We start from the raw sequence: 25,993 nt of genomic DNA on the forward strand, positions 1-25,993 counted from the left end.
TGCTACATTTATATGCAGCAACCAGCAATACATATGAATATTGAACTTTTTTCAAAAAATGCTTTGGTAGGAGCAGCTACCCAGGGAATAGGAGCAGGAATCGCTTTAGAACTCGCAAAATGTGGGGCTAATGTAACCGTAATGGCTCGCAACGAAGCCAAACTGAAAAATATAGTATCTTCACTACCTATCGTGGGTCCTCATCAGAAGCATCGGTATCTGGTAGCCGATTTTTCCGATTTTGAAGCCTACAGAACAATTATTTCTGAATATTTCAGCAGTCATTCTATAGATATTCTGATCAACAATACCAATGGTCCGGAGCCAGGCCCGGCACTGGATAAAAAGGTGGATGATTATCAAAAAGCATTTGATTTACTTTTTAAAACCGTTTGCGAAACAACATTGTTGGCCCTGCCTCATATGATAAAGCAGAAACACGGACGCATCATCAACGTTTCTTCACTCTCTGTAAAGGAACCTATTCATAATTTATCCCTTTCAAATTCCATCCGTTCAGCGGTAATTGCATGGGCGAAGACCCTGTCCATTGAAGTGGCACAGCATCAGGTTACAGTGAACAATATTCTCACAGGATATTTTGATACCGAACGCATTCAGAATCTGATCCGCCATGAATCCCAGCAGACCGGAAAGTCTCAGGAAGAAATAAAAAAGGCAAGAGAAAATAAAATTCCTATGAAAAGATTGGGAAGAACTGAAGAATATGGTCATCTGGCAGCCTTTTTAGCATCAGATTATTCGGCTTATCTTACCGGAACGAGCATTCCTTTGGATGGAGGATTGAATAATACGTATTAATTAAAGTATTAAAATTAAGAAATTAAGAAATTAAGAAATTAAGAAATTAGTTGCGGTATCAAACAAGAACAGTAGCAGATCAGCTTTGTTGATTCGATTAAGCATCTTTTTACCCGTTCAGCTTCATCAACGACGCAGTCGGATCCCTTTGCCTTCTTAAAATTTAGCACTCTCTAAAAAAACTTTGCGTTAAAAAAAATACAAGTCTTCAATCAAAATTTCAGTAACGTAACAAGAAACCGAATCATAATTGATCCGGGAATACAGGAACATGAAGTTTAAGCTGAAATGATCTTTTAGTACAACGCGGCTGCCTTTATCTGAACTGAATAGATTTTTGTACAGCCCTATGTAATAATTCCCCCATCTGGGTTGTCTTACTATGTATTGAAATTATATAGTATATGAAAAACTGGTCTTTTAAAAAGTGGAACACCGTTTTAGGATGGGTGATTTTTACCATTGCACTCATTACGTACGGCTCCACCATGGAGCATTATCTGAGTTTCTGGGACTGTGGGGAGTATATTTCCTCTGCGGTAAAACTTGAAGTAACGCACGCTCCCGGAGCTGCCTTATTCCAGATTGTAGGGGCTGTGGCCAGTATATTTGCATTGGGAAATGAACAGAATTATGGGATTGTGATCAATGCGATGTCTTCATTGTTCAGTGCATTTACGATTTTATTTTTATTCTGGACGATTACCCATTTTGTAAGACGGCTGTTGAACAAGGATTTTGATGAAGTGACCAGACACCAGGAGATTTCCATTCTTTTTGCAGGAGCTGTAGGAGCTTTATGCTTTAATTTTTCGGATACTTTCTGGTTTTCTGCAGTGGAGGGAGAAGTATATTCCATGGCTTCCATGTTTATTGCTTTACTCGTTTGGCTGATTACCAAATGGGAAAATGAATACCTTGCCAAAGACAGCGAAAGATGGATTATCCTTATTTTCTTTGTATTAGGACTTTCTGTAGGGGTTCACATGATGTGTATGCTTGCAGTTCCAGCGGTATGTTTAGTGTATTATGCAAGAAATTATAAATTTACCTGGAAGAACTTTATCTGGGCGAACGCCATCACCTTGGGAATTTTGATCATTGTATTCAAAATTATTTTCCCACTGATCATGACGATGTTCGGAAGACTTGAAATATTCTTCGTCAACGGTCTTGGACTTCCTTTCCATTCAGGAACCATTGCTGCATTTATTCTGATGACTTTGATATCCTTTTTAATCATAAAATATAGCAGGAAATCAAAAAGAAACCTTTTCCAGACAATCACTTTATCTATCGTGTATATGATCATCGGTTTTTCATGCTGGATGGTTATTCCTATCAGAGCGAATGCTAATCCACCAATGAACCTTAACGATCCCGATACTGCAATTGGTATGCTGGATTACTATAACAGGGAACAATATGGTGACTGGCCTACCATTTATGGTCAAAATTACACAGCTTTCCTTGATGCCAACGGAATGGAAAAGAATGAAGACGGAAGTTACAAGACCCAAAAGACGGGCGACATCTACGAAAAAGATGAAAAAACCGGAACTTACAGAAAAACAGGTGACCGTTTCAATTATGTATTCAGTAAATCTCATATCAGTCTGATGCCAAGGATGTTCAATCAGGATAAAGACGTGATGGCTAATTACATTTCTATGTACGGAGCTCCTGATTTTACTTTCAATTATGCCAATGAAGATGTGGCAGATAATCCGCAGGCTAAACAGATTTTTGATGAACTGAGAACGAAATATGAAGATAAAACCATTACAGCGGAAGATTATTTGAAAGTTAAGCCATATAATCTGATCAACGTTCAGAAGCCTTCTCTGACCCAGAATATGGACTATTTCATCACCTTCCAGAATGGCTATTACTTCGTAAGATACCTGATGTGGAACTTCGTGGGAAGACAGAACGACCTTGAAGGAAATATGGAAAACACAAAAGGAAACTGGATCTCCGGAATTTCTCTCATCGATAATGCTTTGCTTGGTAACCAGGATAAAATGCCTGCTAAATTCAAGAATGAGAGTACGGTAAAATTCTTCTTTTTACCATTGATTTTAGGGCTGATCGGTTTTTTTTCCAGTTGAACAGGGATTTTGGAAGATTCTATGCCCTGCTTTCATTATTTATTTTAACCAGTATAGGAATTGTTTTCTATACCGGCGTAAAACCGTTTGAAGTAAGGGAGAGAGATTATGCAATGGTAGGATCGTTCTATGCATTTGCCATCTGGATCGGTCTTGGAGCAGCGGCTATCTTATGGTTTATCCAGTCAAAAGTAAAATCCAATGGAGCTAATATTGCATTAGGGGTGATTTTACTGGGCGTTCCGTTCATGATGGGCTTCCAGAATTATGCACCACATGACCGCAGTAAAAAATCAGCGGCGCGGGACTATGCCTATTCATTTCTCAAATCACTGTCTAAAGACGATATTATTTTTATTTACGGCGACAATGATACCTTCCCTGTATGGGCTATACAGGAGACGGAACGGTTCAGGGATGATGTAAAAACTGTCAACTTTACGCTTTTAGCCACACCATGGTATATTGATCAGGTAAAGAGGAAAACATACCAGGCCAACCCGATTCCTTCACAACTGAACCATGAAGATTACAGGGATGGAGTGAATGACCAGATCTACCTGATGAAAAAAGAAGACTGGGAAGGAATTTTCTCTATGCTGAAAGAGCAGGGAGCTCCTGATACTGAGTTCGGAGCCTTCAGAAAATACCTGACGCAGGATTCCATCACCCTAAAAGAGGCAATCAGTTTCCTAAAGTCAAAGTCTCCTGAAAAAGATGAGCTTTTAAAAATGTATTTCGGGGAAGAGAAGTATGAGCAGTACAATATTTTACCTGTCAACCGATTTATTCTCCCTGTTAATAAAGAAAACGCTTTAAAAGCAGGAATTATCACCCAGGCGGATCTTCCAAAGGTGGTGAACCAGATCATGATTACCTATAAAGGAAACACCCTTTATAAAAATAACCTGATGATGATGGATATGCTGGCGAATTTCGACTGGAAGCGCCCGGTCAACTTCTCATCAGGAGGAATTTACGACAGCGAAAATACCTTCTATCTTGATGAATATCTGCAGTTTGAGGGTTTCAGCTATAAGCTTGTGCCGATTCATTCAGCGCCAGGGCCGGATGGAGATATAGGAATGGTAGACGTCAATTCACTTTATCATATCGTAAAAAACTTCAGATGGGGTAATTTTAAAGATCTGCGGAATCATTATGACGAAGCAGCGACCTCAAATATTATAGTCTACAGAATGGCTGTCGGCAGGGCAGCCTCAGCATTGGCACTAACTGGACAGAAAGCTAAAGCTATAGAATTGCTGGATCTTGCATCAAAAGAAATTCCTGCTGAAAAATACAATGATCCGCGTTCATTAAGTTCTATAGTAACCGGATATATTATGGCAGGCCAGGAGAAAAAAGGACTTCAGCTGGCAGAAAATCTGAAAAAGGAAATCTTTGAAGAATACGATTATTATCTGAGTCTTTCCCTGAATTCCAAAAACAGTCGGTGAGGCAGATGAGAGTAAAGCCAATGGAATATTCTCTGATAGTAGGTGCAGTTACAGATGCCTATAAGAAACTTGGGCATAATGAAAAAGCGTATGCATACCTTCTAAAATCCATAGAACCGATTGATAAAAAATTCAATGTTTTCATCAGAAACCTTCAGCAGAAGGGTAAGGAAAAAGCTATAAAAGAGTCTGAAAAGGTACAGAAAATTGCTCCCTTCTACCAATACCTTTTTGATGTGATGGAACCTTACGATTCTACTTATTCAAAAGAGAAAGAAGACCAGATTACCAAAGCATTGATGAAAGCAACCCGCTAGTTGTATCTAAATAAAATAAGCCTAAATAAAGAAAAAGTCCGGTACAAATCCGGACTTTTTAACTTTTATATAATGAACAACTAATCAATAGGTTCCCATAACTGGATTTTATTTCCTTCAAGATCCAGGATGTGCAGAAATTTTCCGTAATCATAGGTTTCAATAGTATCCAGAATCGTAACATTTTCCTTTTTTAGTTCCTCTGCCAGGGCCTCCAGATTGTCTACCCTGTAATTGATCATAAAATCTTTCGCAGAAGGCTCAAAATACTTCGTGGTTTCTGCAAAAGGAGCCCATTGGGTAAGGCCTTTTTTCGAGGGGTCTTCACTCTCACGCCATTCAAAGCTTGTTCCGTAAGGACTGGTTTCAAGGCCAAGGTGCGTTTTATACCAATCGTTCATGGCATTGGGATCTTTTGATTTGAAAAGGATACCGCCGATTCCTGTTACTTTTTTCATGTCTGTTTTTTAAATTGTTAAAATTAGTCTGTCCGGGAAGCTGATTCCTGATTTCCCTGATTCCAAATATAAAATTAAATGATAAATGATGAACTGTAACTATATTTTATCATTATTTTTAGCTTTACAATAAAGTAAGCAGATATGAAATTAAGGTTAGGCATTCTCGATCAGTCTCCCACCATTGAAAGAGGAAGTTCGTTGCAGGCATTAAAAAACAGTATTGATCTCGCCTTGTTTGCAGATAAAGCCGGTTTTCACAATATTATTTATTCCGAGCACCACGGTGTGGAAGCCTATGGAAGCTCAAGTCCCGAAATTCTTAGTGCCGTTACCCTAAGCAAAACCCAACGGATCAAAGTAGGAACAGGAGGGATTATGATGAAAAATTATTCTGCCTATAAAATTGCAGAGTGGGCCAAAATATTGGGCAGCCTTTATCCGGAGCGCTTTATTCTGGGGTTGGGAAAAGCACCGGGAGGATTGAAAGATGCTGTCTCTGCATTGAACAACCACCGGCCGGTCATTTTATCCAGCCAGGAAACCAAGCTTGAAGAAATTATACAATACATTAAAGAGGAAAAAGGAATCTACGAAGGTCTTATTGCCCAGCCTGAAAATCTTGATTATCTGCCGGATATCCTTTGGCTGGGTTCCGGGATTCAATCCGCTAGAGAAGCTGCGAGGCATGGAGTAGGCTATTCATATGCAGATTTTATGGGAAGCGGACCCGGTACGGAAAGTACGAAGACCTATCTGAAAGAATTTGATAAAAATCAATATTCTCCGGTCCCTTCACTTCAGATAGCGATTGCCGCTTCTGTTGCCGATGATCTGAAGACGGCCCGGTATAATGCCTATGGAATGGCATACCAGTTTTTGCAGGCCCGGCATATCCAGGCGCCTCAGGCCCTTCTTCCAACTGAAATAATTGAACAAAAAATACTGGGAAGTCAGGATGAAGAGGAGTTCTTTAAGATTCTGGATCATATCATTACCGATACTCCAGGCGCTATTGCTGAACGGTTGCAGGAAAAGTCTGAAGAGTACAATACAGACGAACTTCTGATCCTCTGTAATATGTATAATGAGACCGACCGGATCAATACCTATAAAAGTATTATATTGGCCAATCAATAATCCGTAAATCTCATGAGCTATACGATCCAGCTATTCAGTATTGAAACAAAAGAAAAAGAACAGTCAGCCGATGATGACAGTTTTTTTGACCGTGAAGAAAATCTTGTTCCATTAACGGAAGACCAGGTCATCCGGTTGAAAGAACGTCTCTTAAAATATAAATATGAATTGGTAAGAAAGGATGAGGCCGGACTGCACTTTATTCATCCCGATGAGGATTTCGGGAGCGCATTACTCACCGAAAGAGGGCTGTATTTCAGGGCAAACCTGAGCGAGAATTCTATTTTTGAAGTGGGAATGACGGCTTCCGAATTTACCGATACCGGCGAATTTGCAAAATATGACCCGCAGAATGAAGGCTGGGAAGAATTTTAACTTTAAGGATCAACTAATCATTGATTTTTTTAACAGAAATATTTATTTTGTAAATCTTTTATTCAAAGTAATTATCAATGAAATTTTCTAATTTTGAAAGTTGCTGAAAATGCTTTGAATTATATGGACAAATCTTCAATTAATACTTATTTTCACTCCTTATTCGATATTAAACAAGAGGTCGTTGAAAAAATCACAGAGACATTCAGTCACTTTGAATTAAAAGCGAATGAAGTTTTGCTGAATAAGGATGAAGTAAGCACCAAAACATTTTTCCTGGAAAAAGGTTATGTCCGTTCTTTTATCCTGAATGAGGACAACGAAGAAATTACTACCAATATTTATGCGGCTCCTTGTTTTGTCAATGATTTTCTGTCGTTCTTCAGACAACAGCCTGCAAAAGAAACTTACCAAACGATTACCAACTGTTCTTTCTGGGAAACCGGCCTGGAAAATGTGCAGCATAACTTTCACAATATCCCGGAATTCAGAGAATTCAGCAGACTTCTTTTTGTACTTAATTATTACAGTATTCATGACAGGCTGATAGAAATGGCCAGCCAGAAAGCTTCTACAAGGTATTTTAACCTCATGAAAAAGCATCCCAACATTTTCCAGTTCGTTCCCCTAAAGATTATTGCTTCCTACCTGGGAATTAAAGACAGTTCATTGAGCCGTATCAGAAGGGGGATCAATAAAATATAATTTCTTTTCATTTGTCAAGCGATAGTTCAAAATTTGCGACTCATCTTTGTCAAAAATAAATTTTATGAGCAAGAAACATATTGCAGTGCTTGGACTTGGTGGAGTAGGCGGATATTTCGGATTTAAAATAAACCAGGAAAATGAAGCTTCCAAAAAATATAAAATCAGTTTTGTGGCAAGAGGAGAAACTTACCGGAAAGTAAAAGAAAGCGGTTTGGTTCTTCTCTCCCCGAGCATCCTGTAAACCGTACGTATCCCGATGCTGTTGAGCAGCACATCAGTGATGTGAAAGATCCCGACCTGGTTTTGATCTGTGTAAAAGAATATGATCTTGAAAATATTTGTCAGCAGCTGAAAGACGTCATCAGCAAAGACACGGTATTGCTTCCCATGATGAACGGAGCAGATATTTATGAAAGAATAAGAAGGATAATTCCTGATAATACCATTCTTCCGACCTGTATTTATGTAGCTTCTCACATTAAAGAAAAGGGAATTGTAGAGCATAAAGGAAAGGCAGGGAAAATGATTGTAGGAAGGGACCCGGAACATTTTTCTGCCGATGTGGATTGGATTATAGAGCTGCTGAAAGAAAGCAAAATTGACTTCGATTTTAAAGACAATTCTCTGACGGATATCTGGACGAAATATACTTTCATTGCCAGTTTCGGTCTGGTAACAGCTAAGCACAATTCTTCCATCGGAGCAGTGTGTTCAGATGAAAACCAGAAAAAGGAAGCTTCTGAAATCATGAAAGAAATAAAAAAGATCGCTGACAAAAAAATGATTGTTCTGGATGAAGATATTATTCAGAAAACATTTGAAAAAGCAGCTACATTTCCTTTCGAGACTCCAACATCCTTACAGCTTGATGTCAATTCAGGAAAAGAAAATAACGAACTTGAATTGTTAGGAGGTGCTATTTTGGAATTTGGAAAAGAATTGAAAGTAGATACCCCTTTCACACAGAAAATTTATAATGAGATAAAAAGCTTGTAAGCTGTTTGCATATTTTAACTAACCTGATTGATAAGCTGAAAGCGGGTTTATTCCCGCTTTTATATTTGTTTCTAATGTAGAATTCTAACTTAAGAATGAAGGAATTCCTGCCGGCTGAACAATATCTCATCCGTTTCACGGTGGTCGGGATCATCTACACAGCAGTCTACAGGACAGACCGTTTTACACTGTGGCTCCTCATGAAAACCCTTGCATTCCGTACATTTCCCCGGTACAATATAATATACATCATCCGAATATGCCTGCTGATAGGCATCTGCGTCAGTTTCCGAGCCGTCCGGGAAGACCACCTTTCCGGAAAGTTTTGTTTTATCCTTCCAGCGCCAGTCGATAGCCCCTTCATAGATCGCCGAATTGGGACATTCCGGTTCACAGGCTCCGCAGTTGATGCAGTCATCGGTTATTTTAATTGCCATACGTATTATAGATTTATAAATTTAAAAAGGGGCTTCTACCGGCTGATAGCCCTTGAAGCCCCTCCGTCTAAACATAATTTAAATGAAAAAAACAGTGGATTATATTTTGTCTATCTTTTTTGTCGTTGCAATGCTGATCAGCTTATCAAATTTATCAGAATACAGGGCAGATATTTTAGCAGGATCCTCCTGATCAAATAATGCAGATTTTATGATAGGTACACTAAAAGGAATAGGCCACGCCCGCAGGGATTTGGCAACGGCATCCATTGTATTGATTCCCTGCATAGCCTGCAAACCGTCTGCCCAGCAAACCAGTCCGACGGTTTTATCCGTAAGATAAGGCTTATAATGATTAGCCGTCACTTCAAGCCAATCCAGGCAGTTTTTCATTACACCAGGAATACTTCCATGATAGAGCGGAGCCATCCAGATGTGGATTTCAGCTTCCAGAAATACCTGCGCCATGCGTTCCACAGACAACGGTTTACGGGTCAGGGACAGGTCAAAAAGAGGAATTCCTGAATCTGCCAGAGTAAAGATTTCCGTCTGTAAACCTGATTTTTCAAGCTTCTCAGCAAAGTATCCGGAAATCCGTCCGGAAGTAGATTCAGGCCTGCTTTCTAAAGAACCGTTGAAAATAACTACTTTCATTTTTCTAAGTTTTAAAAATTACTTTTGGCAAACCTATTTCACCGTACATCAGGCTTTTAACCAAAGGTTTAAGAAGGCCGGCTGCTAATAAGTAAAGGGACGGATCATGGTCGGCGTTTGCCCTTACAACAACTTTCTCATTTTTATAAGCTTTCAGGTCTGCATAGATGAGGCGGCGTTTCCAGAGGTCCAGCAAAATGGTTTCGGCATTATTTAAATCTGCATACCTGACATAAGGTGATAATTTCTCCATTAACATCATAAATGCCCACGGCGGAATAATGGCATCTGTAGAGCAGATGATCCCCACAGCTTTTTCGTTGTATACAGAAAAATCTACAGCAGCAATTGATTCCTTAAACTCCTTTTCCTTCACGATCATTCCCATGAAAAGATGATCTTTGATATCCAGCTCCACAATTTCTACAGAGGGTTTATAGTGTAAAAGATCGAAAGCGATGATCCCGGAAGCTTCTGCTTTATTGATAAAAATTTTCTGATCCATAATGTAAATTCGTACCAGATTTTCTATTTGATTTTTGACAAAGCTTCTTCGTATTTTCTTTCTACGACGGACCAGTCCAGAACCGACCAGAATGCATCAAGATAATCGGCTCTTTTATTCTGGTAAGCCAGATAATAGGCGTGCTCCCATACATCAATTCCCAGGATCGGAAAACCTCTGTTGACAGATTGGATATCCATCATCGGGTTGTCCTGATTAGGAGTAGAAGCTATAGCCAACGACCCGCTGAATTTTACAAATAACCATACCCATCCCGAACCGAACTGTCCCAGGTCTGCCTTCTTCATTTCAGCTTTGAAGGTTTCCAGATTTCCAAAAGTAGAATTGATGGCATCAGCCAGCTTTCCTTCAGGAACTAATTTAGGTTGTGGGGAAAGAGTTTCCCAAAACAAAGAATGGTTATAATGTCCGCCACCGTTATTCCTCACAGCGGGACTGTATTCGCTGATTCTCTGAAGTATCGAATCGAGGTCATCTGAAGTTTCATCTGAAGCTTTGAGTGCAACATTCAGATTATCCACATAAGCTTGATGGTGGCGCTGGTGGTGAATGGTCATTGTTTTCTGATCTATAAATGGCTCCAGTGCATCGTAAGCATAAGGAAGCTGCGGAAGTGTAAACGTGCTCATAACTTTTATTTTTAATTAATGTATTTCAAAGGTAATCATTAATTTCAATAAAACAACTTTATTGTTGTTTTATTAGTTACTTAAAAATGATCTTTAATTGGGTGAATATGAGCTTTGTAATGTTATAAATTGCAGATTATAGAAAATGACTATATTTGTTGTTGGAAAATAAAACAACTTAAATATTGTCAAATGAAGAAGCCGGCAGCAGACCGCATCCTGATGTTTTTAAAAATGAGAGGCGAGGCCACATCGCTTTTGATCTCCCGGGAACTTTCCATAACAAAGGAAGGGGCAAGGAAACATTTACTGAATCTTGCGGAAGCAGGACTCATCAGATCCGTCACAAAAAGCGAAGGAGTGGGGAGGCCGTCTACCTATTATACCCTTACTGAAAAAGGACTGTCTCAGTTTCCGGATTCTCATGCCGATGTAACCGTCCAGATCCTCAGATCTGTAAAAAATCTTTTGGGAGAAAATGCATTGGATCTGCTGATCAACGACAGGGAAAAAACACTTATGACCGCTATAAAAAAGCTTTGGAAAATACCGGATCTTTAGAACAACGCTTAGACATACTCGTACAGATCCGTACTGAGGAAGGCTATATGGCGGAATGGACAAAAGAAGGTAATGATTACTTTCTCATAGAAAATCACTGCCCAATTTGTGCTGCAGCCGCAGAATGCCAGGGATTCTGCCGCGCAGAACTTTCCAATTTCCGGAATCTCATTGGTAAAGAATACCAGGTTGAAAGAATCAATCACATTTTGTCCGGAGGTCAGCGCTGTGTGTATAAAATCAATGCCTGATTTTTAGATAAAAGATAAAAGGGTTTTGGCATTAAATTCTATAGGAGCGGCCAATAGCCTGACTTTTTAAAATTTTCACCAAACCTCAGCATAAACATTCGTGACGATCCGCGAAATTTGTGGCTAAAATCCTTTAGCCCTTACAAAAATGTAAATCATCCGGCTTCAAGCAAATTTAAATTCAAAACACCAAATAATCAGATCCAATTCTCAATAAGATGAAGCCAGAACGCTTTTTCTTCACGGATCACAAAAACCGCTGATGATTTCCGCCGCGTTACTGCCGTACCGGTGGTCTGGATTTCAATATAGGATGCCAGTCCATGATTTTCCGTTGCTTCAGCTTTAATATTTTCAATCACAATACTTCGGTTGGGAAATTGAGCATAGGTCCCCGGAAGCCATTCCGAAAATGCTTCCAAAGTAATGGTATCCCCGTTGCCTGTGGTCATTTTAAAATCTGTATCAAACCCGGACAAAAGCTTTTTATAAAGCTCATTCTGATCCTCTTTTCCCTGAAACCACGCTTCAATATCCTGATGAAATTCCTTGATTTCTGTAATAATTTTTTCTGTGTTATTCATAAGCTTAAATATATAATATTGTTGTTAAAAGTTGGATAAAATTCATTCTTAAATTAATATAATTGATGATCCTTTTGCAGTTTTTTATTCATAAAAATTCCAGCTATCTGAATTATAGCAATCATTAAAACAGCCAGAGCAAAAGCCTTCGGAAAGCCTAAAAAACTGATAGTACTGAAAAATAAGGTCCCGATAAGAGTTCCACCGGTTACACTGCCAATCTGTATGCTGATACTGATCAGCCCGGAAGCCTGGCCTGCTTTCTCTTTGCCAATCAATACAATAGCTTCCCGCATCATTACGGGCATAAGAATACCATGACCCAGACCCGCTAAAAACAGACTGATATCTGTTCCTGCAGACGGTTTTTCCTGAAAATAAATAAAGATTGAAGTGAGAGAGAAACCTAAAATCAACAGACCCAGTCCAATGTAGACGACGGTGTAAGCTGGAAATTTTATCTTGGGAACAAGCAGAGGTCCCATAAAGAAAGCAATCCCATAGGGAATGACTGCCAATCCTGTTTCTACAGGATCGCGGCTCAAAAATTCCTGCAGATAATAGGGATAGCAGATAAAAAGTCCTGATGTGAAATTATAAAAAAAGATAATAAGAAGAGACAAAGCAAATGATTGATTCGCCAAAAGGGTAGGATCTATTAATACAGCTTTATTTTCACGCATTGATTGTACTTCATATTTGTAAAATACAATAAGCAGTAGTATTCCGGTAAGCAAGACAGCAAAGATCCACCAGGCCCAATGGTATTTCCTTCCGAAAATAATAGAACAAATGATCATCAGCAAAGAGATGATAAGAAGAAATGCACCGGTAAAATCTATTTTTTGTCCTTTTCCTTCTCTGTTATTATCCATTGTAAAATGAATACCAATAATGCAGATCAGTGTAACAGGCACATTAACCAAAAATACCATTTCCCATGTCAATCCTGTCCCGTGAAGATTAAGCAGGAAACCACCCAAAAGCTGTCCGGCAACAGAAGCCAATCCGAAAACAGAGCTGAAAATACTTACAGCCTTAGGCTGTTCCCCTGTTTTGAATAAAACCCTTATTGAAGCCAGTACCTGTGGAGCCAGAAAAGAAGCGCCAAATCCCTGAAACAGCCGCGAAACAATAAGAAATGTAATATTGGGGGAAAAAGCACAAGCCAGTGAAGCAAACAAAAAAATGTACAGCCCCAGCACAAATATTTTTTTCTTCCGTACAGGTCTCCCAGACGCCCTCCAAATACCACAAGAGCAGCATAGGTAAGACCGTAAATGGCAACAACCATCTGCAACTGGTGATCACTGGCGTTGAAAGCTTTCTGAATAGAAGGCAATGCCATATTCACAATAAAATAATCCAGTGGAGAAAGAAAAGCTCCTGCAGTCAGATAACCTAATGCCTGCCAGCGTTTGGGATAAATGTTCATTTTTTTTCGGCAAAATTAACCTCTTATTATGCTGTTAAAATTGTATTTTTGGAGGAAAAATAAGTACACCATATGAAAGTTTTGCCTGTAGAACACTTTAATGTAAAAGAAATAAAGCTCAATAATGAAGATGTTGTTTTCAAAACCAAAGACTTTCTTTCCCTTGTTTATGTTCTGAAAGGAAACGGAACATTGAGCTATGACGAGCGGTCCATTACCTTCAGGGAAGCTAAGCTTTTTATTATTCCTCAGCACCAGCTTTATCATTTTAAAAGTGAAGATGCTGAACTCGTTGTTATCCAGTGTCCTGTAGAGTTTATCGATAAAATAAGGCTGGAAGCTGACCGGATAGAAAGCTGTGAAAACCTCTACAAACTACAGTATATCAGCAATAATTACCATGCAAGAGCAGGATGTGTTTTCCGTAATAAAAATGACGAAGATTTTGCCGAAGCCCTTATTATACAGGTTGCAAGAGAATACAAAAATAAAACGGATGATTACCTCATCATAAGAAACTGTATTTCTATCCTGCTGAATCTTATCGCCAGGAATATCATTGAAAGCGAGGAAACTCCCGATCTGAAAGATAACCGAAAAGCCTTCTCTATTATGAAGATCATCACCTATATTCAGGAGCATATAAAAGATAAGGAAAAGACCCGTATTCAGATAATAGCAGACCACTTCGGGATTTCAAGGAATTATTTCGGGGAATATTTCAAGCAGCATACAGGTATTTCCTACCAGGACTATCTGCTCGATTACCGTTTACGGTTGGTGGAAACCTATCTGAAATACAGCAGTACCAGGCTGAGTGAGATTGCTTACGAACTTCAGTTTAGTGATGAAAGCCATTTGTCCAGGCTTTTCAAAAAACACAGAAACATGACACCGAAAGAATACCGAAAGAATGCTTTGAATAAAACGGAGGAAAAAATTTAGGCTTGGAATTGTTTTTAGGATGGAGGAGGGGAGATGGAAGAAAGTGAACCATCTATTGATACAGTTAGTAAAATTTGTTTTTCCCGACTTCATAACTTCCCTCACCAGACACCTGCCTTCCTTTCCTTGAATTCAATACTTTGTCAGCAATTCCATCAGCATCAGAATAGATATCAGCTTTTTAGAAGACTGGTATTCCGGGTTCAGCTGATCCCGTATTTCCCCTAAAGCTTTGCTTAATTTATTACTTACCGTTTTATTACTGATTCCCAGAGCTTCTGCTGTTTCGTGTACAGACATATTCTTCCTGATCCGCATATCGTACACACTTTGCTCTGTGGAAGGAAGCTGTGAAACGACTTCGTCAATCATTGATAATAGAACCGAGATCTCATTTTCTTCCAGGATTTCAAAATATTCCGAATCCGACAGATCCATTTCACCGGCAGGGTCATATTCATCAATGCTTATAGTTGGCGGTGTGTTTTTTGAGCTGTTGTAATGATCGATAATCCGGTAATGAAGGTACCGGAGCAGATACCCCTTCGCACTTTCTGAATCATCGGTATGTATGGTTGCCGTATCTTCAAGGATCCTGATCCAAAGATTCTGCAGCAGTTCCTCAGACATTTCCTTGTCTCTTGTCCTCATAAAAACAAAACGGTAAAGACTGTCCCAATACCGCTCGTAAAGCAGCATGAATGCAGGACGGTCGCCCGATTTTATTTTTTTCAGTAATGTATAATCTGTAGGCTTCATATCGTTACCGCAAAATTACCTAAAGAAAAATTAACTTTTTGTGAACATTGGGGATCCGTAGATTAATTATTTCTGAAAAATATCCCCAGAATGTGAATCAAATGTTGAGAAAACTATAAAATGAATTAAAATTGTTAACAAGCTGGTTTTAATGTGAATACAATATTAAGAACGGCCTGGGGAAGTTTTTCATTTTCACAGTCTTATAGACAGAAGGATCTGTGAATACCATGAAATACTTTATGAAAAGCCGAAAATATAAGAATACTGCAGCGTTTGTTTTTAAACTCTGGCAGAGGGAAGTTTCCGAAGAAAAAATCTCAGAAAAGGAAGCTGAAATTTTAAACCAATGGAACATCCGTACAGAAAAGGATCTTGATCAGTTCCATATGAAGGAAGCCAAAGAAAGGATCTTATCCGAACTTGAGCTTTATTTCATCAAACCTGTAAAATCAACTCACATATATCCGTTTAAGAAATATGCTTATACAATGGCTGCTGCGGTTATACTTATGTTGTCATTGGGGGAATTCTTACCTATCATACTTTTTTAAGCCGGATATTTATACAGCCGGTTCAGGAAACCGTAAAGTGTATCTGGCAGACGGGTCTGTAGTGACACTACTGAAAGGTGCGGAGCTTACCGTAGACAAATCCTTTCCTGCTTCCACAAGAATTGTTGACCTGAAAGGAGATGCAGTCTTTTCCGTGGCGAAATCAAAAACACATCCGTTCATTGTTCGCGCAGATGGTTTCAGTACCAAAGTATTGGGGACTATTTTTAAAGTTTCACAGTCCGGGAAAGATAAATCTGTACAGTTGTACGAAGGAAAAGTTGCTGTATCCTACGCCGGAGCTCCTGTTTCTTACCTGAAACCGAACCAGAAATGGACCAATTTCGGGATCGCCCATACCGCAGCGGTGATCTCACTTACTACAGAAAATAAATCAGGAAAGCAGAATATGAAATTACTGTCATTAAGCTTCAATGATGTTTCCTTTAAAGAAGTGGCGGAAGTGATGCAGGCCAATTATAAAATCAGGATTATCTATCCGAAGGAAACTGCCGGGAAAAAATCACAGCAGACTTCACAGGAGGCACAGCGGATGAAAATATGGAAGCTCTCGCCTTTATCCTTGGACTTGAAGTATATAAAGAAGATCAGATTTACACCCTGAAAAAATAAATCAACCCCAGAAATAACATTAAAAAAAATAAAACTTTTAATAAAGAGAACTTGAACATATGAAAAGATTGAAATGCGGTCTTACCGTTGCAGCAGTATTTTTTACGGTAGCAGCCGAAGCTCAGGAACTGGTCCGGAAGGTATCATTCTCTGTCCCGGCAAGCAGACCCCTTATTGAGGTACTGGAAGATTTTGCAGGAAAAACGGGAATGAGGCTGGCCTATTCAAAAATGGATATCAGAGAGCTGAAGGTAAAAGGCGTAAACTGTGAAAATGCAACGGTCAGCAACTGTCTTAAAGATATTACCAATGGGCTTCCGGTGGCATTTCGACTCCGTGGGGACCTTATTTCGATAAAATATGAAGGAACGGGTATTTCCGTAACAGGAGACGGAAGAATTTCAGGAAAGATCGTAGATGAAATAGGAAATCCGGTTGCCGGAGCTGAAGTCACAATCGCTAAACAGACCGTTGTTACAGATAATAATGGAGATTTCGTGGTAGACCTTCCTTCCGGAATATATACCTTAACCGTAAAAGCTCCCAAATACAGTCCCCTGAGGGTAGAAAAGCTTGCAGTGTCCAATAATGAAACAAATACCGTATCCTTTGCCATGAAGCAGGCTCCGGATAAGATCACAGACATCAGGGAAGTGGTGATTACCGGAACCCGAAAAGCAGATACCCAGGCCGGACTTCTTGCCCAACAGAAAAAAGCAGCCCAGATGAGCGATGGTATTTCTGCCGAGCAGATCGCCAAGACACCGGATAATGATGTAGGAGGAACCCTGAAAAGAGTAACGGGAATAACCACCATCGATAACAAATATGTAGTAGTCCGTTCCATGGGAGAACGCTGGAATACAGCAGCAATGGATGGGATCAATCTGCCCAGTACAGAAGCCTATAACCAGAATTTTTCATTTGATATTATTCCTACCGCAATGGTGGAAAGTATAGTCGTAAGCAAAACGGCAACTCCGGATATGAATGCCAGCTTTGCAGGAGGCTATGTAGAAGTAAGAACCAAAGATATCCCCAATGAAAACTTTACGACGGTAAGTGTGGGAACTTCCTATAACGATCAATCGGCATTTAAAGAATTTCTCACCCGTAAACGCGGAAAGTATGATTATTTCGGGTATGATGACGGAACCAGGGATTTTCCCAAAGACCTTGAAGCTACAGACTGGAACAATCCCATATTTTTTGAGCAGTCTAAAAGATTTAAGAATGATAACTTTTCGACCTTCAGTACGACAGGGGATATTGGATCGAATATTCAGATTGCCCTGGGGAGGACATTTGCTCTTAAAAACAACAATAAATGGGGATTTGCAGGAGCATTTACAGTAAGAAACGAGCAGAGTAAGCTGGATATAGACCATACGGGAAGAGGAAACTGGCTGGATACTACAGATCCATATGATCCCAACTGGCAGGCAAACGGAACAGCTCCTATCGTGTTTTACAATTTCAAAAACAAAGGAGCTTCCTATAATTACAATTCTACGCTGGCCGGAATGCTGAACTTTGGACTTCAGCTTGGAAAAAGCAGGATTTCATTAAGGAATTCATATACCCATATTTATGATAACACACTGACCAGGGTAACGGGCTGGAACCAGTATACCAACGGTAGCGGAACCCCTGCCAATGCAGAAGAATCCTACAATTATTTTTATAACGGGATTATTCCCAATAACGATCCTTCACAGATCAAAGGCCTTGATAAACCTTATACCGACAATACCAATTACCCGATCTACCAAACCCTTCTGCAGAATAAACTGGAAGGAAACCACAAAATAGGAAATGCGGAAATCAACTGGTTTGCAGCAAGAACAGGAGTAAAATCGGATACCAAAGATTATACGCAGTATTTGACCCTTTATGATTTTATCGGCAGCGAAATCTTAACCTATCACAGGATCTACAATTCCGGCAGCAATTTTTACCGTGGATATATCGAAAATAAAGAAACAGATTATAATTACGGAGCTTCCCTGAAATGGAATATGGATACGGGAAACTTTAAAAATGATATAAAAGCAGGTTACGCCGGCGTTATAAAAAACAATACCAACCAGCAGCAGAAGTTTTTTCTAAGAGTAGATGAAAACAGGGATGTGCCGAACAACGAAAAAAATTATTTAACCATGTATGGCGCTCTGGCGAATTGGTTTGACGGTTCGCAGTATGTTCCGGGAGGTATCGGATGGCAAACCAGACCGCTCTATAAAAATGATAAATACGAAGGGAAGGTTACTCAGCATGCCTTATATGTGATGTTTGATAACCGGTGGAAAAACAAATTCAGATTGGTATGGGGACTTCGTGCAGAATATTTCAAATATGACCTTATTTCTCAGCAGATTGATGTATCAGATAATCAATCGGTTATAAAAGAACCTATCGATGATAAACCATGGCAGTGGATGCCTTCTGTAAATTTCACTTACAGCCCCACCAATAAAATTAATGTAAGGCTGGCTTATAACAAAACAGTGATTCGTCCCCAGTTTAATGAAAGAACAGGACTTCCTTACTTTGATCCGGTGGCCAACGGCTTGATTTATAATACGGAAATGACCTCATCGGTAGTCAATAATTATGATTTCAAGTTTGAATGGTTTCCGGGACTGGGAGAAATATTTTCCGCAGGACTGTATTACAAGAACATTGATAAGCCTATTGAGCGTGAAGGCCATCTTTCCAACGAAGGAAACCTGTTCCTGTACAACGGAAATTCTAAAAATGCAAAACTGAAAGGAGTTGAGGTTGAGGTACGGAAGAATCTTGGCTTTATTGCAGAAGGTTCTTTACTCGAAAAGCTTTTTGTAAGCGGAAATTTTACCTACAATACAACAAAAGTAATCGCTTTTAAAAATCAATATAAAACCGGCGATAATGACGAAACCTATGAAGTGGAAAGACCTTTATACGGACAGACTCCTTATGCCTATAATTTAGGGTTAACCTTTGATGGAAACCGTTTGGGAGCCAGTTTTTTATATAATGCCAAAGGCGACCAGTACATTACCGTGGGATATGCCTACAACGGAGAAGAGATACAGCGCCCATATGCCGTGGCAGATGCACAGATTTCCTATAAATTCCTGAGAAACAGAAATCTTGAATTGAAATTGAATGTAAGGAACCTCTTCAACCGGGTGAAAGAATTTTATAACAATTTCAATTCCTATTCAGTTCCGAAAGGAGATGGAGGAAGCAATGTAGCAACAGACAGGGAAGCCTGGGAACTGCTTCCGGGAGCCACCAACAAATATGATAAGGATATTGATAAGATCACATTCCGTGCTTACAGCGGAAGGGTATTCGGTCTGAGTGTGAATTACACATTTTAGCCTGAAGATCCTGATATAAAGATAAAAAGAGCTCTTGATAGAGAAGCGTACAGGTTTCGGAACCTGAAACATGACCGGAAACCCATACTGATGATGCGCACAGCAGTACCGGATCAGATAAAAACCGGACGTCCCTGTTTTTCCCGGACAGAGACGGATAAGAAGGGAACCCCGGCAGGACAGCCCCTCCTGAAACGCTGGGTAAAGTAAAAACCAAATCGCAGGAATATAGAGGCGGATATTCCTAAATATTAAAAATTTCCGGACTCAAAACCCATAAACCCGGATCTATTAAAAATTATAACAATGAAAAGATTAACTTTAATTGCTGCTGCAGCATTATCCCTTACTGCTTGTCAAAATGATCACCTGGCAGATTCTTCCACTCCTTTCGAAATGAAGTCTGCATCTGCTGAATACATCACGGCATCTGCACTTCCGGTAACCAGCGTAAGCGGAGATATCACAACAAACACGACATGGAGCGGTGTGGTAGAAATTAACGGAATCGTAACGGTTAAGAACGGTGCTACACTGACTATTCAGCCAGGAACTTTCATTAAAGCAAAACCAAACACAACCAATACGGCTACAGGAGTATTGGTGATCTCTAAAACAGGTAAGATCAACGCTACCGGTACAGAAGCTCAGCCTATTATTTTTACAAGTTATAAACTATTGGATGGAAATGAAGATACAACGGCTGCTCCTGGTGACTTCGGTGGTGTGATCATCTTAGGTGATGCTCCTACCAATACCCCTTCTACAAAAACGATCGAAGGATTAACAGGTCCTGATTTCTTCTACGGAGGTTCCAATGCTTCTCACAACGGAGGAACATTGAAATATGTTCGTATTGAATTTGCAGGATATGACCTTTTGGCTCCAAATTCAGGAAACGAAATCAACGGTCTTACTTTAGGAGGAGTTGGAAACGGAACGACATTGGATCACATCCAGGTATCTTACGGTAAAGACGATTCTTTTGAATTCTTCGGAGGTACGGTAAATGCTTCTAACCTTGTTTCTTTCGCTGCGGATGACGATAACTTCGATTTCGATAACGGATATACAGGAACCATTACCTGTGCTCTTGCTTTGGCAGATTACAATTCTACCCACAGCCTTAGCGGAGGCAGCCCGGATTCTAACGGTATCGAGCTTGATAACAACGCAGAAGGTACTGCTACACCGCTTATTACCAACCCTGTTATCAACAATCTTACGATCATAGGGGCTAAAAACGGTATTGCAGGACAAGGATCAGCTTACGAAAACGGGATCCACATCAGAAGAAGTGGTAAACTGACATTAAACAACGCTGTTGTAACAGGTTATCCTGTAGGAATCAAAGTAGAAGGTACAGGTTCTGAGCTTTCTTCTGCTTCCAACTTCAGCACCATCAAAGTACACGGATTTACAACTTCTGTTACAGGAACCGGTACGGCATCAATCCCGGCGGCCAATTTACTGACAGGAACTACAGCTTCTGCATGGGGAATGAGCCAGCCGTTCTTCAACGACGGACCATGGAACGTATCGCCTAGAAACTGTGGAAACTTCCAGGGTGTATGGACGAAATACAACTTCTCTATTCAGGAGTAAAACTTTAAATGCAGGGGAAGATTCCCATATCTTTCCCTGCTTTTTTATTTTTCAAAAAACCTCTAATAAATCAGTATTATGAAAAAACTATTTTTATTATCTATTGTATTGATATCACAGGCTGCAGCTGCGCAGTTTCAGGTATGGAGCAATTCTTTTGATACACCGGCCGATCTTCAGGGATGGACTACTCATGACCTTAACGCCAACGGAAACGGATGGGTTCAGGGACAGAATATTTATCACAACGGGACTGCTTTAACCTACGGTACATCAGGTGTACTCCGTTATTCTGTAAGCCTTGTCCCAACAGGTAATGCTTCCGGTTTCGGTACTGAAAACGACTGGATCATCTCCCCGCAGATCAATTTGGAAGGTGCATCAGGAACCATCAGCCTTGCAGCTTCTATCGGAAGACAGAGAACTTCGCACCTTAACCTTGGACGTGATCTTTTCATTTTTGTAAGCACAGCCCAGAAGCCGGTTCCGGAACTGTCAGATTTCCAGGCCATGACAGTTGATGCCAACGGAAATGACATTGCAAGCCCATACCGTATCATAGCGGGAACCACTGATAATCCTTTTTCCAACGATCTTACCCAGTTTACAGAAGATGTTGTAGACCTTTCGGCTTTTGCAGGTAAAAAAATCTATATAGGCTTATGGTCGAACAGAAAGGCGAGCGGTAATAACCTTCAGAATATCAACATTGATGAAATGGCGATCTATGCTTCATCATTCTTAGGAACAGCAGATGTAAAGAATAAAACAGAAAATTTAACGAAAATAGAGGAAAACCCGGTAAAGGAGCTCCTTCAGCTTAAACTGAATCCCAACTTTAAAGAAAATAAAACTTCGGTTACTATTTACCATATCACCGGACAGAAAGTATTTTCAGCTTCTTATAGCAGATCTCTGAATGTAGCATCATTAAAACCAGGAATGTACACAGCAGAGGTTTCCGACGGAAAAATAACGGAAAGGCTGAAGTTCATCAAAAAATAATAAAGCAGCATTTATCCGTGAATTGCAGTGCATTCTGCAGAATTACCATGAAAACTTAATCGATCCGGAGGGTTTGAAGTTTCCCCGCAACAACCTCCTGATCACAAACATATCCAGCTTAGTTTTTTTATAATTTTTATTGTCCCGTTCTCACCGGGCGGGGCAATATTTCTAGGTTAGACTTTATCAATTTAAATTAATATAAATGAATAGATTCATTACACTGGTATTTTTTATGCTGCTTGTTTCCTGTTCGGACAGCAGCGTCATGCAGCCATTTGACCGATCTCAGAAACCTGCAGAGGTTAATATCAAAGGGTATTCAAAACCGGATGTTCTCCAGCTTCGGCTTAACGGAGCTCCTGTATCCATCAACGGAAACACTTCTTATACCAATAAAATAGAAACCAGACTGGAATTTGTGCTTGATGAGGGCGAAACAGACCGGCTTGGTATTTACAATAACGAAACCGGCCTCGAAATAGCCCATTATAATCTTACTTACGACAATATCAACGATTATAAAACGCTGAACTTCTTCAACCTTCCGGGAATCTTTCTCCAGGCTTCCGCCGTAAAGCCACAGGTGAATCTGGGAAAAGTAGGTTTTGAATTTATTTTCCCGAATCTCGGCGAATATTCCGGCACCTCACTTACTGGCGTGAAAGGAGTTCTGAAAAGAGAAAACGGAGCCATACTTGCCGAATTTGATCCTATTGGAAAAAAGATTTCACACCGGTGAAAATATATAGTTTCTTCAGCAACACAGCTCCGGTTTATCTGGAATTGTATAAGCCCGGAACAGATACTCCTTATAACGGCTCCGAAATTATCCGGGTAAAAATAAAGCAGGATATGGGAGCCAACCTGATCGTTCTTCAGGAAAAGATGGTCAACGGAGTCTTTACGGTCGTGGGAGAGATTGATGTGGCAGATTATCTGTAAAACCGTTTCTATGAAAAAGCATTTTACCTTTCAGCTGCTCTTTCTTGTTGCAGTTTCTGTCTTTATCTTATCATGTACCTCATGCACCCGTAGTGATGATGAGGGAACTCCTGTTTTTCCGGAAGGAAGTACGGAATGGGTCAACCTTTGGGTACAGGACAGCATGAAAAGATATTATTACTGGGCAGAGCAGATGCCCGCCAAACCGGATTATCATCTGCCGGTAAAAGACTTTTTAAAAGTCTGCTTTCCGCTCAGGACCGTTTTTCGTTTGCTGTAGATACCCAGGATCCTTCTTCCTATCCGCGTTCTGTACGGAATATGTATGGTTTTGACTATGCCGTGATCCAACTGCCCAATGGGAATGTAGTGACAACGGTAAAACTGGTTATGAAAAATTCCCCGGCATTCAACTCCGGGCTGGAAAGAGGGATGATGATCACCAAAATCAATGGTACGGCTATTACTGCGGCCAATGCGGAAGAATTAACTTCATCCATTAAAGATAAAACGGTGATAAAACTCAGGGTAGGAAACTGGAAAAACGGTGCCGTTACCGATGAAAAAGATATCACAGTATATTACGGATATTCCTTTGAACAGCCTCTGGAATCTAAAATATTTGAAAAAAACGGTAAAAAAACAGGATACCTTTATATTTATGATTTTCCGGATGGAATGACTTCCTCATTAAGCCAAAAATTTGCAGCTTTCAAAGCAGCAGGAATACAGGAACTGATCCTGGACCTTCGCTACAACTACGGAGGATCTGTCTCCTCAGCAGCAGCACTCTGCTCAATGATTCCAGCGGGAATATCATCCTCTTCTCCATTTATTATTTATAAAGGAAACAAAAACGGAGGCGAAGTAAAAAGAACATTTGCGCAGCAAATTGCCTACGACCCGGCTGCCCTTGATTTCAATGCCCTTCGTACCAATGCTTTGAACCTGAATAAAGTATATGTTTTAACTTCAAAAAGTACGGCATCTGCTTCGGAAATTGTGATCAATAATCTTAAACCGTATATTCAGGTAATTCAGGTAGGGGATGTAACGCTGGGTAAAGATATGGCCGGATTTATGGTGGAGGACAAAAGGAAACCTAAGAAAATCTCATGGCAGCTGCACCCGGTTATTTATAAAGTTTTCAATGCCGATGGGGAAGGGGCATACAGCAACGGGATCCCTCCGCAGATGGCAGCTGGTGAATATACATCATTACCGCTTTTGCCTCTTGGAGATGCTCAGGAAACCCTTATTTCAGCAGCTATGAATAATATTTATTCAAAATCAGCAGGTAACAATGCTTTGGATGGAAGTATTAAGATTTTATTTCAGAGCGATACACCTTCTGCAGCCATCGGGAAGTGACCGTCTTTTAAATTTTAATATATTAAACCCATAACCATGCAGGGAATAGAACCAAAATTTCACAGCAGCCTTACAGACCGTATGGAATATTACCGCGGTCTGCTTAAAAAAACAGCCGGAGATCCGGAGATCCAACCTTCTGATATGATTTCGAAAATCTCGGAATTAAGTGAGCTGTATGAAGATTATCTGGCTCAGAAAAAACAACTGGAACGAAGTATAAAAAATTACAGACAATATCATAACGATTTGCGTAAGCAGCTGACTTTACGGGTCCGGGAACTGAAAAGAAAGGTGAAGCAGAAATGATTTTTGTGAAAAATTTAAACCAAATTATTGGAATTTTTGAACCATTAAGGAAAATTTAGTGATTAAGGAAGTTCAGATTGAAACTATAGAATTAATTGGTTTCTTTAATGGTTAAATATTCTCTCTCTTTTCAATCGCTAACCATTGATTCTTTAAATTGAAATTCATAGATTTATAATCTGAGTGAAAGATAATGATTATGAATCTTAATTGGTTTGATTTTTCCGGTTATTTAAAGATATTCTGGCAGTTCAGCTGGCTGCAGTGGGTTGTTTTCAGTCTGGTATCGAATGTTTTTTTGTACCTGTTTTCAATAGCTCTCTATCAGTTTATTGATAAAACATGCCGTAAAGACCTGCTGCAGAAGCAAAATCATCCTGTTAATCAATCTGATGCTTATCTCAGTTTTCTTACAGTTGTCTGCAATAGTTTCGTCATGTTGCTTGGGGCATTCTTATGGAAAAACAACTGGATTACTATTGACCTTCAACCTTCCGTAGGGTCTGTCTTTCTGGAAACCATTGCCTTGATTTTCCTGATGGATCTTTTGATGTATTTCTTTCATTATGCGGCCCATCTGCCTTTTGTGTATAAAATACTGCATGGAAAGCACCATGAGCACGTCAGCACCAATTTCTTAAGTCTTTTTGTTTTGCATCCTTTTGAAACAATAGGTTTTGGACTAATGATTCTTGCCTTACTCATGAGTTATGATTTCTCTATAATTTCTATAGTTCTTTATCTTAGCATCAACTTAATTTGGGGAACGATAGGGCATTTGAACAGGGAGTTTTTCCCGGCATCATTTGACCGCCTTTTTATAGGAACCACCAGATTTCATAATCAACACCATCTGGATGAAACTAAGAATTTTGGCTTCTACACATCCATCTGGGACAGACTCTTTGGGACTTATCGGTAATGGTGTATTACGGATTTATTATCGGATTGCAGTTGAAGTCATCAATGATAAATATATATTTATTGGGTCATTCTATACCAATCATTAATCCAATTTTTTATGTAAAAGGTACA

27 protein-coding genes and 3 pseudogenes are annotated in these 25,993 nt (G+C 39.7%); 21 read left to right on the plus strand and 9 right to left on the minus strand.

Annotation, left to right across the window (positions count from 1 at the left end; all coding sequences use genetic code 11):
* Positions 1-33 precede the first annotated feature (33 nt).
* Both N4G44_RS07700 and N4G44_RS07705 read left to right on the plus strand, forming a co-directional pair.
* On the plus strand, positions 34-822 hold the full coding sequence (locus N4G44_RS07700) for an SDR family oxidoreductase (RefSeq protein ID WP_474925713.1): 789 nt from the start codon (positions 34-36) through the stop codon (positions 820-822).
* A 404-nt stretch (positions 823-1,226) separates the two neighbouring features.
* A pseudogene (locus N4G44_RS07705) lies at positions 1,227-4,710 on the plus strand (protein O-mannosyl-transferase family).
* A gap of 80 nt (positions 4,711-4,790) precedes the next feature.
* Here the strand turns inward: N4G44_RS07705 and N4G44_RS07710 are convergent.
* Positions 4,791-5,168: a VOC family protein gene (locus tag N4G44_RS07710; RefSeq protein ID WP_040998916.1), complete on the minus strand. Its 378-nt coding sequence runs from the start codon at positions 5,166-5,168 to the stop codon at positions 4,791-4,793.
* 144 nt (positions 5,169-5,312) lie between these two features.
* On the opposite strand from N4G44_RS07710, the gene N4G44_RS07715 reads away from it, so the two are divergent.
* The 5 genes and pseudogenes from N4G44_RS07715 to N4G44_RS07735 all read left to right on the plus strand — a co-directional run.
* Positions 5,313-6,308, plus strand: coding sequence for an MsnO8 family LLM class oxidoreductase (locus N4G44_RS07715; protein ID WP_474925715.1), 996 nt, complete (start codon positions 5,313-5,315; stop codon positions 6,306-6,308).
* Positions 6,309-6,320: 12 nt separating this feature from the next.
* A complete protein-coding gene (locus tag N4G44_RS07720) occupies positions 6,321-6,683 on the plus strand; it encodes a hypothetical protein (protein ID WP_474925717.1) in 363 nt (120 codons plus the stop codon).
* 93 nt (positions 6,684-6,776) lie between these two features.
* Positions 6,777-7,388, plus strand: a complete 612-nt coding sequence (locus tag N4G44_RS07725) for a Crp/Fnr family transcriptional regulator (protein ID WP_474925720.1) — start codon at positions 6,777-6,779, stop codon at positions 7,386-7,388.
* 64 nt (positions 7,389-7,452) lie between these two features.
* Positions 7,453-7,632 carry a 2-dehydropantoate 2-reductase N-terminal domain-containing protein gene (locus tag N4G44_RS07730; protein WP_474925721.1) on the plus strand — a complete coding sequence of 60 codons (180 nt, stop codon included), beginning with the start codon at positions 7,453-7,455 and terminating at the stop codon, positions 7,630-7,632.
* Positions 7,633-7,652: 20 nt separating this feature from the next.
* A pseudogene (locus tag N4G44_RS07735) lies at positions 7,653-8,387 on the plus strand (ketopantoate reductase family protein); the annotation flags it as partial.
* Between the two features lie 89 nt (positions 8,388-8,476).
* Here the strand turns inward: N4G44_RS07735 and N4G44_RS07740 are convergent.
* The 4 genes from N4G44_RS07740 to N4G44_RS07755 form a co-directional block, all read right to left on the minus strand.
* Positions 8,477-8,824, minus strand: coding sequence for a 4Fe-4S dicluster domain-containing protein (locus N4G44_RS07740; protein ID WP_474925724.1), 348 nt, complete (start codon positions 8,822-8,824; stop codon positions 8,477-8,479).
* Positions 8,825-8,923: 99 nt separating this feature from the next.
* A complete protein-coding gene (locus N4G44_RS07745) occupies positions 8,924-9,478 on the minus strand; it encodes an NADPH-dependent FMN reductase (protein WP_474925726.1) in 555 nt (184 codons plus the stop codon).
* Between the two features lie 4 nt (positions 9,479-9,482).
* The gene (locus tag N4G44_RS07750) at positions 9,483-9,983 is read right to left on the minus strand and encodes a DUF2480 family protein (protein ID WP_474925727.1); all 501 of its coding nucleotides are present in this window, start codon (positions 9,981-9,983) and stop codon (positions 9,483-9,485) included.
* A gap of 23 nt (positions 9,984-10,006) precedes the next feature.
* Complete coding sequence (locus N4G44_RS07755; protein WP_474925730.1) at positions 10,007-10,633, minus strand: superoxide dismutase; 627 nt, start codon at positions 10,631-10,633, stop codon at positions 10,007-10,009.
* A gap of 192 nt (positions 10,634-10,825) precedes the next feature.
* On the opposite strand from N4G44_RS07755, the gene N4G44_RS07760 reads away from it, so the two are divergent.
* Both N4G44_RS07760 and N4G44_RS07765 read left to right on the plus strand, forming a co-directional pair.
* Positions 10,826-11,194, plus strand: a complete 369-nt coding sequence (locus N4G44_RS07760) for a helix-turn-helix transcriptional regulator (protein WP_474925731.1) — start codon at positions 10,826-10,828, stop codon at positions 11,192-11,194.
* On the plus strand, positions 11,173-11,445 hold the full coding sequence (locus N4G44_RS07765) for a helix-turn-helix transcriptional regulator (RefSeq protein ID WP_474925733.1): 273 nt from the start codon (positions 11,173-11,175) through the stop codon (positions 11,443-11,445). Before N4G44_RS07760 ends, N4G44_RS07765 begins: the two co-directional genes overlap by 22 nt.
* A gap of 197 nt (positions 11,446-11,642) precedes the next feature.
* Here the strand turns inward: N4G44_RS07765 and N4G44_RS07770 are convergent, their stop codons facing one another.
* The 3 genes and pseudogenes from N4G44_RS07770 to N4G44_RS07780 all read right to left on the minus strand — a co-directional run.
* Positions 11,643-12,029 (minus strand): hypothetical protein, encoded by a 387-nt coding sequence (locus N4G44_RS07770; protein WP_474925735.1) that lies wholly within the window; start codon positions 12,027-12,029, stop codon positions 11,643-11,645.
* 53 nt (positions 12,030-12,082) lie between these two features.
* Positions 12,083-12,964, minus strand: coding sequence for an MFS transporter (locus N4G44_RS07775; protein WP_474928299.1), 882 nt, complete (start codon positions 12,962-12,964; stop codon positions 12,083-12,085).
* Positions 12,938-13,464: pseudogene (locus N4G44_RS07780) on the minus strand (MFS transporter); the annotation flags it as partial. The pseudogene N4G44_RS07780 and the gene N4G44_RS07775, both read right to left, overlap by 27 nt.
* 72 nt (positions 13,465-13,536) lie before the next feature.
* Here N4G44_RS07780 and N4G44_RS07785 point away from each other — a divergent pair.
* On the plus strand, positions 13,537-14,409 hold the full coding sequence (locus N4G44_RS07785) for an AraC family transcriptional regulator (RefSeq protein ID WP_474925736.1): 873 nt from the start codon (positions 13,537-13,539) through the stop codon (positions 14,407-14,409).
* 132 nt (positions 14,410-14,541) lie between these two features.
* Here N4G44_RS07785 and N4G44_RS07790 read toward each other — a convergent pair whose 3' ends face one another.
* Positions 14,542-15,168: an RNA polymerase sigma factor gene (locus N4G44_RS07790; RefSeq protein ID WP_474925738.1), complete on the minus strand. Its 627-nt coding sequence runs from the start codon at positions 15,166-15,168 to the stop codon at positions 14,542-14,544.
* 242 nt (positions 15,169-15,410) lie between these two features.
* On the opposite strand from N4G44_RS07790, the gene N4G44_RS07795 reads away from it, so the two are divergent.
* The 11 genes from N4G44_RS07795 to N4G44_RS07845 all read left to right on the plus strand — a co-directional run bounded on the left by N4G44_RS07795 (position 15,411) and on the right by N4G44_RS07845 (position 25,880).
* Positions 15,411-15,722: a hypothetical protein gene (locus N4G44_RS07795; protein ID WP_474925740.1), complete on the plus strand. Its 312-nt coding sequence runs from the start codon at positions 15,411-15,413 to the stop codon at positions 15,720-15,722.
* A gap of 37 nt (positions 15,723-15,759) precedes the next feature.
* A complete protein-coding gene (locus N4G44_RS07800; protein ID WP_474925741.1) occupies positions 15,760-16,347 on the plus strand; it encodes a FecR family protein in 588 nt (195 codons plus the stop codon).
* A 67-nt stretch (positions 16,348-16,414) separates the two neighbouring features.
* Positions 16,415-19,723, plus strand: coding sequence for a TonB-dependent receptor (locus tag N4G44_RS07805; protein WP_474925743.1), 3,309 nt, complete (start codon positions 16,415-16,417; stop codon positions 19,721-19,723).
* A gap of 306 nt (positions 19,724-20,029) precedes the next feature.
* A complete protein-coding gene (locus N4G44_RS07810) occupies positions 20,030-21,328 on the plus strand; it encodes a hypothetical protein (RefSeq protein ID WP_474925745.1) in 1,299 nt (432 codons plus the stop codon).
* A 78-nt stretch (positions 21,329-21,406) separates the two neighbouring features.
* On the plus strand, positions 21,407-22,333 hold the full coding sequence (locus N4G44_RS07815) for a T9SS type A sorting domain-containing protein (RefSeq protein ID WP_474925746.1): 927 nt from the start codon (positions 21,407-21,409) through the stop codon (positions 22,331-22,333).
* 205 nt (positions 22,334-22,538) lie between these two features.
* A complete protein-coding gene (locus N4G44_RS07820) occupies positions 22,539-23,075 on the plus strand; it encodes a hypothetical protein (RefSeq protein ID WP_474925749.1) in 537 nt (178 codons plus the stop codon).
* A complete protein-coding gene (locus N4G44_RS07825) occupies positions 23,072-23,278 on the plus strand; it encodes a hypothetical protein (RefSeq protein ID WP_474925750.1) in 207 nt (68 codons plus the stop codon). Before N4G44_RS07820 ends, N4G44_RS07825 begins: the two co-directional genes overlap by 4 nt.
* A 163-nt stretch (positions 23,279-23,441) precedes the next feature.
* A complete protein-coding gene (locus N4G44_RS07830; protein ID WP_474928300.1) occupies positions 23,442-23,558 on the plus strand; it encodes a hypothetical protein in 117 nt (38 codons plus the stop codon).
* A 398-nt stretch (positions 23,559-23,956) separates the two neighbouring features.
* Positions 23,957-24,649, plus strand: coding sequence for a S41 family peptidase (locus tag N4G44_RS07835; RefSeq protein WP_474928301.1), 693 nt, complete (start codon positions 23,957-23,959; stop codon positions 24,647-24,649).
* Positions 24,650-24,685: 36 nt separating this feature from the next.
* A complete protein-coding gene (locus N4G44_RS07840; RefSeq protein ID WP_474925751.1) occupies positions 24,686-24,958 on the plus strand; it encodes a hypothetical protein in 273 nt (90 codons plus the stop codon).
* A gap of 199 nt (positions 24,959-25,157) precedes the next feature.
* Positions 25,158-25,880 carry a sterol desaturase family protein gene (locus N4G44_RS07845; RefSeq protein ID WP_474925753.1) on the plus strand — a complete coding sequence of 241 codons (723 nt, stop codon included), beginning with the start codon at positions 25,158-25,160 and terminating at the stop codon, positions 25,878-25,880.
* Positions 25,881-25,993: the final 113 nt, after the last annotated feature.

The sequence above is a fragment of the Chryseobacterium sp. GTID13 genome, assembly GCF_056172655.1.